The organism is Paeniglutamicibacter sp. GQ140, assembly GCF_059759235.1.
This window is the reverse complement of sequence record NZ_JCAXDW010000022.1, coordinates 1-9,569: the sequence shown is the minus strand read 5'-3', so window position 1 is coordinate 9,569 and position 9,569 is coordinate 1. Positions and strand designations below refer to the sequence as shown.

Below are 9,569 nucleotides of genomic sequence, written 5' to 3'. Positions count from 1 at the left end.
CGCCGTAGAAACCGGCTTCAAATAGTCTCCGGACACCCAGCCCGTTTTTGACTTGTAGGAAACCTGGTTCCAACTGCCACTGACCCTGAGGATGGAGAGCGTTGTGTTCTTGGGAATAAGCACCAAGGAAGAAGACTTCACGCTGGCGCTCTTGCGCAGGTGCAGGTTGGCCGTGGTTTCCTTGACCGTTTTTGCCTTGGCAGTGGTCACGCTCACCGATGCCATGGGAGCGAGAGGCTGGGCGGTGGCCATTGTAGTCGGCCCGCCAATCAGTGCCACGGCAAGAGCCAGCACTACTCCAAAGTGTTTACGGCGCAATGTGGGCTCCTGGCAGGGCGAATGACAATCAACGCCTAACATTACCCAACAACTTCATGTTGACGCGTAGTTATGCGGATCTTTCGGTTATGACTTCAGCGGCATTTCACCTGATGTTCACCACGAATGGAACATGGCTGGGAACCTGGCGAAGAATCTTGACCCAACGCCGCGATTTGAATTCTCCACGAATCGTTCCACCTGGGGAGATCAGCTGAGTAGGCGTAGGCCTACAGGCGTCACGTTTGGGCAGTCCCCTGCGATCGGAGTTGGCCTCCCACGTCCGCGTCAAGACGTTCGGGGCGATACCCTGCGGTCTACCAATAGGTACTCAACGTCGCGGCCTGCGGCGCACGGGCGTGATGGCCGCACTGCATCCAGAAGCGTACGTCCATCACGCCGACGGCGACGCCGCCTAGCCCTGTCGGGCTTTCATCCGGGGGTTCTTCTTGTTGATCACGAAGACCTTCCCGCGACGGCGAACGACCTGGGCGCCGGGGATCTTCTTGAGGGCTCGGATGGAGTTGCGTACTTTCATTGTTTTCCTTCGGTTGTTGTTGCAACAAAAAATGGTCGGCCGTTGCCGCTGTTCTCAGCTCGGGTCCGTAAGCCGCAGGGCATCGTCAAACCTGTTTGGCGACTCGAGGATTTCGGCGTCGGTCAGTTCGCAGGAGCGCAGCAGCTCCGCCAGATCGGACGCATCGTTGCTGTCGCTGGTCAGCGCGATGTGGGTGCGAGCGGTCTCGGCACCCCAGGTGCCCTGGCTCTCCAGCCAAACAAACGGGCCGGCCCCACCAAGCACCATCTTGGTTTCCGGATTGCTGGCGATCCACAAGGTGCCGCGCAACCACACACAGCCCTCTGCCAGGCCGTGCAATGCATCCTTGAGTCGTGCCGGGTGCAGCGGACGTTCCGCGGTCAACACCACCGTGGTGAACTGCCCGGACCACGCCTTGGAATTGACCCGGTCCTCTGGCTTGCCCACGTTGACGGTGCCCGGCGTCGAGCGAGCGCGCGCGGAGCGCTGGTCATAGGTTGCCAGTTCCAGCTCATCGTCCGGGTGGATGACCGTCAGGTGCGGACCCAGTTCGGTAAGCAACTGCGATCCGCGCTGGAAATCTTCCCCCCCAGACTGGCAGCCGGGAGCGTCCGCTTCAAAGAGGTGGGCAAAGAGCCCCTCAAGCATCAGAGCGGTGTCGGCGAAGGCGATCTCCTTGACCAGGAACTCCCCCGCCGTCCTGTCGTCATCCTTCACGCTGCTGAGGCCTGCCTGCCAGAGCGTGCGGTTGTCCCACATCTGGTCATCGAGTGAGGCCGGGTCAAGGGCCAGGCAGACGGAGTCGAGCGCCCTGCCGCGCAACGCGAGTTGCGGCTCGAGGTATTCCAGCACCATGTCGGCGTTCACGCTTGGCGGCAAACCCACGATCACGTCGTCGGGCAGGGCGTCGAGGACGCGGGTCACCGTGGGCAACACGTCAAGCCTCACCGTACAGGTGAGACATCCGTGCTCCAGCGGGATTTCGAATCGCTCCAGACTTGTCGCTCCCCGGGACACGCGACGCAGCACGCGGTCGCCCTCGAGCAGGTCGTGGCGAACCACCATCGCGCGGGGCATGGACGCCACCAGGACGTCGAGCGCCTTGTCGCGGATGTGGGATTCAAGCGAGGTTACAAGTATGAGAGTCACGTCAAACACATTAGTCAAGAATGATTCTCATTAGCAAATTGAGGGGCGTACTGCCTGCCATTTCACTCGCGAGCCGCAAGCGCCGACCGCCTGCACCCGGCGTTCACCGTGAGGACCGCCTGCGGCAGGCCAGGTCTGCGGCAACGAGCACGCTCAGGGTGCGTCGTGATGGACAGGGACCACGACCACCGGCAGCTGCTGGTGGGCAATCACGTGGTGCGCCGTCGTCCCGTTGAGCAGTTCCGACATCCTCGCACCGACCCCCTTGTGCCGGGTGCCCACCACGATCATCCGCGCATGCATTTCGCTGCCCAGCCGGGCCAACGCCTTGCCGGGATCCCCCGCCAGCACGCGCAGCGACCACTCGATCCTGCTGCCGGCCATGGCGCTGTCCAGGATCCGCAGGATGTCGCGGGCGTCCTCGGTCATGTCCTCGTCGATGTCCTTCGGATGCAGGGAATTGCCGCGGATGTCTTCCTTGAGTTCCCACTCGACCAAGTAGCTGTTGATCTCCACATAGGCGAAGACCAGCGGCGCACCCAGCGCCTCGGCCAACTCCCGCGCCTCCAGAACCACCCGCCGGGGCTGCTTGGGCAATACGCCCACGACAATCGGTCCCATGCCCCCGACGTTTGGCACTTCCTTGTTCATCATGGCCTCCTGGCTTGGCTGCGACCCGACCTCTTCCTAATCGACATTTTCCGCCCATATCACCGCAAGGGGAATAGCCGGCGAACCTTCCTCCCTTCCCGGTCACCTCAGGGAACGTCACGGGAACACCGCCCGCCCGACTTGCACCGCACTTCCCCTTCAACACCGAGCGTCTCGCCCACGCCGACCGGTTTCCCGGAACACGCCTTAATGCCAAGGAGCGCCCAACCTGTCGGTCGGGCGCTCCTTGGCTGACGCGGCATCACACATATTTCAGATGAGTCCCAGCTCGGCAAAGGCGGCTGCAATCCCGTCGCGACTGGGCGGGGGCGCGGTGCGGTCGGCCAGTTCCAGGAGCCCGGGATGCGAGCCCTCGATGGCCACTCCGAGTCCCGCGTAGGCGACCATTTCCAGGTCGTTTTCCCCGTCGCCGAACGCGATCGTGTCCGCCCGGTCAATGCCCAGGTAGTCGATGGCCACGGCGACGCCGTCGGCCTTGCTGATGCCGCGCCGGAACAGCTCTCCGGTGTGGCGTCCCTCGTCCGCGATGGAGTTTTCGACCACGGCAACGTCCTGCCCGATCTCGGCGGCGATGTTCCCGACGGAAACCGGTGCCTCGAACACGGAGATCTTGGCGAAGGACGGGTGTTCGGGGATCGGGGCCATCGAGCCCAGGATGGCCGAGGAACCGCTCGCCCGGGCGTCGGGGCGCTGGCTGAAGTGCGCCTCGATGATCTCCCTCAACCGCGGTTCGGCCTCGCGGCGGACGTGGAGTGCCTCCGGGGTTTCCAGGACGTAGACCGCATCGTGCGCGTCGAGTGCGGCAAGTGTCCGGGCGGCCATCTCGGCGGGGAACCTCCGGTCCATCAGCACCTCGCCATCCACCTCGACGTAGGCGCCGGCGCTTGCCACCAGGCCGTCGAACCCGGCCTCGAGGATGTGGGCCGGAAGCATCGCGAGCGGGCGTCCGGTGCACAGCAGGACCTTGTGTCCCGCCGCGCGGGCGGCCCGCACTGCCTGGGCGTGGGCCTGCGGGACGACCCCGTAATCGGCATAGGTGCCGTCCACATCGAGGAAGACAGCATGGATGGTCTTGGCGGGCGCGTGGGGTTCGGCGTGCATATTCACGGAGTCTACCGGGGCGGCACCGCGGTGTCGCATCCTGCATTCCCGATGACGTCCCTGCTCCCGTCAGGGCCCGCCGGTTCCCCGGGTCCCCATCGCTTGGGGGCGGTGCTTCCCGGCCACGCATTGTCCATAGAAGTCCAGGTACTCGCGAACCATGCGCCGGGCGCTGAAGGTCGTTTCGGCCGCCCGGCGACAGTCCGCCCGATTCAGGTTGGCGCATTCGGCCAGGGCGGCGGCCAGGGCCGGGGGCGTGTCCCGGATGAACCCGGTGACGCCGTCGCGCACGATCTCCGGGGCCGCGCCGCGCGAGGTGCACAGCACCGGGGTGCCGGTGGCCATGGCCTCGATCATGACCATGCCGAAGGGCTCGTCCCATTGCAGCGGGTTCAGCAGCGCGAGCGCGCCGCCGAGCAGGGCGAACTTCTCCCGGGCCCGCAGCTCCCCGACGTATTCGATGTCCCCGCCCAGCTCGGGGCGGATGACCTGCTCGAAGTACTCCCGCTCCCCTGCGCTTTGCACCTTCGCCGCGATCCTCAGCGGCACCCCCGCCCGCCGGGCCACGCGGATGGCGGTGAGCACGCCCTTGTTCGGGTGCATCCGGCCCAGGAAACAGGCATGGCCCCCGGTCCCGGCGCCGACCGGGATTTCGGAGGCGTCGATGCCGTGGTGGATGACCCGGCATACCGCGACCCCGGTGGCCGTTGCGGCCTGATGCCCGGAGACCGCCACCAGGGCCGCGTGTTGGGAAATCGCTGCATAGACGGGCCGGAACACGGCGTCCATCGAGTTGTGGGCGGTGGAAACCACGGGGATCCGGTACCCGGCGCGCCGCAGCAGCGGCCCCGCCAGGGTGTGGTCGTGGATGATCTCCACCCCCTGGAGCTGTGCGTAGGCGTTGAGCACGTGGCGCAGCTCCTCCTGGCTCCTGCCCAGGTGCCTGGCCGCGGGCGGAAGGTCTCCGGGAACCCGGGTCACCGGGCTGGTGCTGCCCGTGGCCGCGGCCAGCAGCACCTCGTGTCCCAGCTCCGCCAGTCCGCGCGCCAGCAGGTCGACGACGCCTTCGGTGCCGCCATATCCCTCCGGAGGCACGGTGAGCCACGGCGGGGCGATGAGTCCGATGCGCATCCCCTCTTCCCTTCCCTGTTCCCCCCAGGGTCATTTCTTCTCCGGCATGACATCGAGCATGTCCGCCAACGGCCCGCGCAGTCCGCGCCGGACCTCGAGGTCCTCCGGGACGCCCTCGAGGCGGAACCGGGTGCCGTTGGCGGTGAGGTTGATCTTGTGGTTGCCCACGGTGATGTTGCGCAGGTGGACCTCTCCCCAGTCCGCCGGCAGCACCGGATCGAGATAGACCCTGCCCTCGGTCAGCACCGGGTCGAAGCGCAGCATGATCCGCAGCAGGTGCATGGGGGCCGCCGCCGCCCAGGCCTGCGGCGAGCAGGAGGTCGGGTAGGGCACGGGCACCGGGTGGGTGCCGCGGTCAAGCCCGCAGAAGAGCTCCGGCAGCCGCCCGTCCAGGAACTCGGCCGCCTGCATCAGGGACGAGGCCACGCGCTGGGATTCGGCGATGAATCCATAGCGCATCAGCCCGCCGGCGATCAGCGCGTTCTCGTGCGGCCACACCGATCCGTTGTGGTAGCTGGCGGGGTTGTAGGCCTTCATCCGGCTCGAGAGCGTGCGCACGCCCCAGCCGGTGAACATGTCCTGCGACATCAGCGCCCCGGCCACCAGTGGCGCCTTGTCGAGGTCCACGATCCCGCTCCACAGGCTGTGGCCCATGTTCGAGGCGCAGGAGTCGACCTGGCGGCCCTCCCCGTCGATGGCCAGGGCAAAATGGCCGCGGTCTGCCAACCAGAACCTGTCATTGAACGCGGCCTTCAGGCGCCGGGCCTTGGTGGCATAGTGACGCGTCTTTTCCCCGTCCCCCGCCTGCTGGGCGATCAGCGCCCGGGCCAGGTAGGCGGTGTACACGTATCCCTGGACCTCGCACAGCGCCAGCGGCGCCTCGGCGATCCGCCCGTCGGCAAAGGTGACCCCGTCCCAGGAATCCTTCCAGCCCTGGTTGGCCAGGCCCGTGGGGGTGGAGCGTTGGTAGGTCAGGAACCCGTGCGGGTTCCTTGCGGTGGTGCGCTCGATCCAGCCCAGCGCCGCGTCAACCGCGGGCATCAGCCGGTGCAGGGTTTCGCCTCCCACCCCCCACCGGGTCAGCTCCCCGGCCATGGTCACGAAGAGGGGCGTGGCGTCGACCGAGCCGAAGTACGCCCCCGAACGGCCCAGCTCCCGGGAGGGCGAGGACCCCAGGCGCACCTCGTGCAAGATCTTGCCCGGCTCCTCCTCGGTCTGCGGATTGCTCTGCGTGCCTTGGCGCTCGGCCAGTGTCTGGATGGTTCCCAGCGCGAGCGAGGCATCGACCGAGAGCGAGAGGAACGAGGCCAGCAGCGAATCCCGGCCAAAGAGCGCCATGAACCACGGCGCGCCGGCTGCCACCACCACGCGGCCCTCGTGCTCGGGGTCGAAGATGCGCAGCGAGCCCAGGTCGCTCCGCCCGGTCAACAGCGCCCTGCCGACCCCGTGGTGTGAGACCTCCACGCTGGGCACCTGTTCCTTCCACGCCTGCTGGCGCACCGCCGGGATGCTCGCGGCACCGGCTGCCTGCCCCATGCGGGCATCCTGCTCGGGACCCTGCCCGTCGATGGACGGGGCGATGGCCACCTCGGTCGCCCATTCGCCCTGCGGCGGCAGCTCGATGCGGTATTCCAGCCCGCCGCGCCCCGGGACGCCCTGCGCGTCGCGGATGGCAACAAGGAGTCGGTGGCCGCCGGCGGTGCCGCTGAATTCCAGCCCGCCGTTGCGGTGGTGCGACAGCGCCCCGTTGACCGGGCGGCGGATGCCGGCCTTGACGTCGAAGAGGTCCGCGAAGTCGGCGGCCACCTCCAGGTGGATGGTGGCGGCGAAGGCGGCGTTCGAGTAGTTGTGCACCACGATGCGCTCGACCATGCCCCCGTTGAGGCTGCGGTGGCGCTCGACGAGGACGTGGCTTTCGGTTTCCAGGCTGCTGCCCGCCACCCTGCCCACGAACATGGCCCGGTAGGGTTCGATGGCGGTGCCGACCAGCGGCTCCATGTCCTTCCCGTTGACCTGCAGCCGCCAGCCGGAGATGAAGCGGGTGTCGCGGAAGAAGAACCCGTGCGGGCGGGTCCCGTCCATGTCGCCGTTGGCCGCGGCCAGGGCGAACGTCGTTCCGTGCAGCACTGTGACGGCCCCCGGGCCCGCCAGCTGCGCCCCGACTCCGGAGGTCCAGGCGCTCATCATGACACCTCACCCCCGTAGGCGTCGGGGCGTCGGGGCGCGCGAGTCGGGGTTGCGGGATCCGTGTTGGCGCGAGGGGCCGTCTCGGGCGGGTCGGGGTTTCGAGCTGCACCCGCCGCGCGGCCACTTGCCCTGGTTCGCCTTATGCCGTGCATCATCTAGGTCCATCGATAGCGCATGCCGCGGCCCACTGCTTGACCACACTTCAAAGCATAGGCCGGTGCCGGGTCGGGACGGAACAGTTATTCTTCCTCCCCGCCCCGAAAACACCTGCGGCGGGCGCACCGCGCTTTCCTTCCCCCGGGCGGCATCTTGGCCCTAGGGTGGGTACAAAGGGTTGCCGCCGCGGCGGCGGGCCCCTCGAATACCTCACCGGGCCCGCAGGCCCGGCAGGACCCGCCGAATTCCAGGAGCACCCATGAGCGATTTCCGGGGCGTCAGCCACCAGACCCTGTCCAACTACCTCAACGAGCACTTCCTGGGATCCGAGGGCGGCGTTAACGCCTTTCGTGCCGCGGCCGACACCTGGAAGGGCACCGCCCAGGAGGCGGCGCTGCTCTCGCTGTCCCGCCAGGTCCTGACCGACCAAGAGGACCTGCGGCGCATGATCGATTCGCTGGGCTACGGCGGGCACCCGCTGAAGCTCTCCCTCACCCACGTGGTGCGCGCGGCCGGGCGGGTGAACCCGGTGAACCTGCTGCGCCGACGGCAGGCGGGCCTGGCCCAGGTGGAACTGGACGTGCTCATCGGCATGCTGAACGCCAAGCTCGCCATGTGGGACACCCTGCTGCTGGTGGCAGGCAAGGACCCCCGCTTCGACACCGCCCTGCTCGGCGAACTCAAGCTGCGTGCCGCCGACCAGGTCAACCAGGTCCAGGGCATCATCGAGGCAACCTGGGAGGAACGCTTCTTCGCCGGATAGCCGGCAGAAAGGAATCCCCGCCATGACACGAACAGCGATCATCGTCGGCGCCGGGCCCAATGGCCTGGCCGCTGCAGCCCGGCTGGCCGAACACGGCGTGCAGGTGACCATCCACGAACAGGGGGCCCGTGTCGGCGGGGCGGCGCGCTCCGCCGCCACGCTGGGGCAAGGAACCACCGTCGACCTGGGCGCGGCGGCGCACCCCTTTGGCATCGGCAGCCCCGCGTTCCGCCACCTGGGCCTGGAGGGCCACGGCCTGCGCTGGCTGCACCACCGCTACCCGATGGCCCACCCGCTGGATTCCGGGCGCAGCGCGCTGCTGCATCCGGATTTGGATTCGACCGCGGCGGAACTCGGCGTCGACGCCGCCGCCTGGCGGCTGCTGCACCGGGCGGTGGCCGGGCACCCGCTCGAATCCCTGCGCAACGCGACCGGTCCGCTGCTGCGGATCCCGCCGCACCCGCTGCTCATGGCCGGCTTCGGCGCCCGCGCGCTGTGGCCCGCCGACGCCACCGCAAAACTGGCCTTCCGCTCCGAGGCCGCCCGCGCCCTCTTTGCCGGGTCCGCGGCCCACTCCATGCTTCCGCTGGGCCACCCGTTCACCGCCGGCTTCGCCGTGCTCTTCGGCGGCCTCGGCCAGTCCCTGGGGTGGCCCGTGGCCGAGGGCGGAACCGGCGCGATCATCGACGCGCTGGTGCGGCTTCTGGCCGCGGCCGGGGTCGAGATCCACACCGACTCCCGGGTGCGGGACCTGCGCGAGCTGCCGGCAAGCGACGCGATCCTGCTGGATCTGACCCCGCGGCAGGTGCTGGAACTGGAAGGCACGGGCATCGGCGGGCGCTACGCGGCCCACCTGCGCCGCTGGAGGTACGGGCCCGGCGCCTTCAAGGTCGACTACCTGCTGGACGGGCCGATCCCCTGGCGGGACGAAAGGACCGCGCACGCGGGCACCGTCCACGTGGCCGGTTCGCTCGCCGACGTGGCTGCCGCCGAGCGGGACGTGGCCCGCGGCAAGGTGCCGGAGCGTCCCTTCGTGATGCTGGCCCAGCCCTCCGCGGTGGACGGGTCCCGGGCGCCGGCGGGCCAACAGGTCATCTGGAGCTACGCCCACGTGCCCAACGGCTGCGCCGAGGCGGTGGGCCCGGCGGTGGACCGCCAGATCGAGCGCTTTGCCCCGGGCTTCCGGGACCGGATCATCGGGCGCGTCGAGACCCCGCCGCGGGCCCTGGAGGACTGGAACCCGAACCTGGTCGGCGGGGACATCGGCGGGGGCTCGCTGCGCGGCACCCAACAGCTGCTGCGCCCCGTGCCTACGCTGCGGCCCTACCGGGCCGGGGCGCCGGGCCTGTACATCTGCTCGTCCTCCACGCCCCCGGGCGGAGGGGTGCACGGCATGGCCGGCTGGCATGCCGCCGACGCGGTGCTGCGGGACCTGGGCCTGAAGCCGCTTCCCACACGGCGCCCCGCCCAAATCCCGCGGCCCGGCGGCGGCTAGGTGTATTAACCACGGACGTTGGTGACATGCGGCGTGGCTAAGTGACAAAAAGAAGACCT

Annotated in this window: 9 protein-coding genes; 2 read left to right on the top strand and 7 right to left on the bottom strand. The window is 68.5% G+C overall.

The features are described from left to right. From AC6CHY_RS19840 to AC6CHY_RS19810, 7 genes are all read right to left on the bottom strand, one after another. Positions 1-210 (bottom strand): SH3 domain-containing protein (locus AC6CHY_RS19840; protein ID WP_498228045.1); only part of this gene is annotated, 210 nt, incomplete at its 3' end. Between the two features lie 523 nt (positions 211-733). After that, positions 734-856, bottom strand: coding sequence for a type B 50S ribosomal protein L36 (gene ykgO, locus AC6CHY_RS19835; RefSeq protein WP_217391085.1), 123 nt, complete (start codon positions 854-856; stop codon positions 734-736). 54 nt (positions 857-910) lie between these two features. Further along, complete coding sequence (locus AC6CHY_RS19830) at positions 911-2,005, bottom strand: GTP-binding protein (protein ID WP_498228043.1); 1,095 nt, start codon at positions 2,003-2,005, stop codon at positions 911-913. Between the two features lie 153 nt (positions 2,006-2,158). Next, positions 2,159-2,656, bottom strand: coding sequence for a universal stress protein (locus AC6CHY_RS19825; RefSeq protein ID WP_217391083.1), 498 nt, complete (start codon positions 2,654-2,656; stop codon positions 2,159-2,161). A gap of 273 nt (positions 2,657-2,929) precedes the next feature. Beyond that, complete coding sequence (locus AC6CHY_RS19820) at positions 2,930-3,778, bottom strand: HAD-IIB family hydrolase (protein ID WP_498228041.1); 849 nt, start codon at positions 3,776-3,778, stop codon at positions 2,930-2,932. 69 nt (positions 3,779-3,847) lie between these two features. Then, positions 3,848-4,909, bottom strand: coding sequence for a glycosyltransferase (locus AC6CHY_RS19815; protein ID WP_498228039.1), 1,062 nt, complete (start codon positions 4,907-4,909; stop codon positions 3,848-3,850). Positions 4,910-4,939: 30 nt separating this feature from the next. Beyond that, complete coding sequence (locus tag AC6CHY_RS19810; protein ID WP_498228037.1) at positions 4,940-7,093, bottom strand: amylo-alpha-1,6-glucosidase; 2,154 nt, start codon at positions 7,091-7,093, stop codon at positions 4,940-4,942. Positions 7,094-7,511: 418 nt separating this feature from the next. Here AC6CHY_RS19810 and AC6CHY_RS19805 point away from each other — a divergent pair, with 418 nt between their 5' ends. Together AC6CHY_RS19805 and AC6CHY_RS19800 are read left to right on the top strand one after the other, a co-directional pair. Continuing rightward, entirely contained in the window at positions 7,512-8,015 is a 504-nt protein-coding gene (locus AC6CHY_RS19805; protein ID WP_498228035.1) for a hypothetical protein, read from the top strand. Positions 8,016-8,037: 22 nt separating this feature from the next. Beyond that, the gene (locus tag AC6CHY_RS19800; RefSeq protein ID WP_498228033.1) at positions 8,038-9,510 is read left to right on the top strand and encodes a phytoene desaturase family protein; all 1,473 of its coding nucleotides are present in this window, start codon (positions 8,038-8,040) and stop codon (positions 9,508-9,510) included. The last annotated feature ends 59 nt before the right edge of the window (positions 9,511-9,569 follow it).

What these genes read in the sequence shown, in the direction of transcription:
- ykgO (WP_217391085.1), bottom strand. Translation starts at nt 856, where the DNA reads ATGAAAGTACGCAACTCCATCCGAGCCCTCAAGAAGATCCCCGGCGCC.
- AC6CHY_RS19810 (WP_498228037.1), bottom strand. Translation starts at nt 7,093, where the DNA reads ATGAGCGCCTGGACCTCCGGAGTCGGGGCGCAGCTGGCGGGCCCGGGG.
- AC6CHY_RS19815 (WP_498228039.1), bottom strand. Translation starts at nt 4,909, where the DNA reads ATGCGCATCGGACTCATCGCCCCGCCGTGGCTCACCGTGCCTCCGGAG.
- AC6CHY_RS19825 (WP_217391083.1), bottom strand. Translation starts at nt 2,656, where the DNA reads ATGAACAAGGAAGTGCCAAACGTCGGGGGCATGGGACCGATTGTCGTG.
- AC6CHY_RS19820 (WP_498228041.1), bottom strand. Translation starts at nt 3,778, where the DNA reads ATGCACGCCGAACCCCACGCGCCCGCCAAGACCATCCATGCTGTCTTC.
- AC6CHY_RS19800 (WP_498228033.1), top strand. Translation starts at nt 8,038, where the DNA reads ATGACACGAACAGCGATCATCGTCGGCGCCGGGCCCAATGGCCTGGCC.
- AC6CHY_RS19805 (WP_498228035.1), top strand. Translation starts at nt 7,512, where the DNA reads ATGAGCGATTTCCGGGGCGTCAGCCACCAGACCCTGTCCAACTACCTC.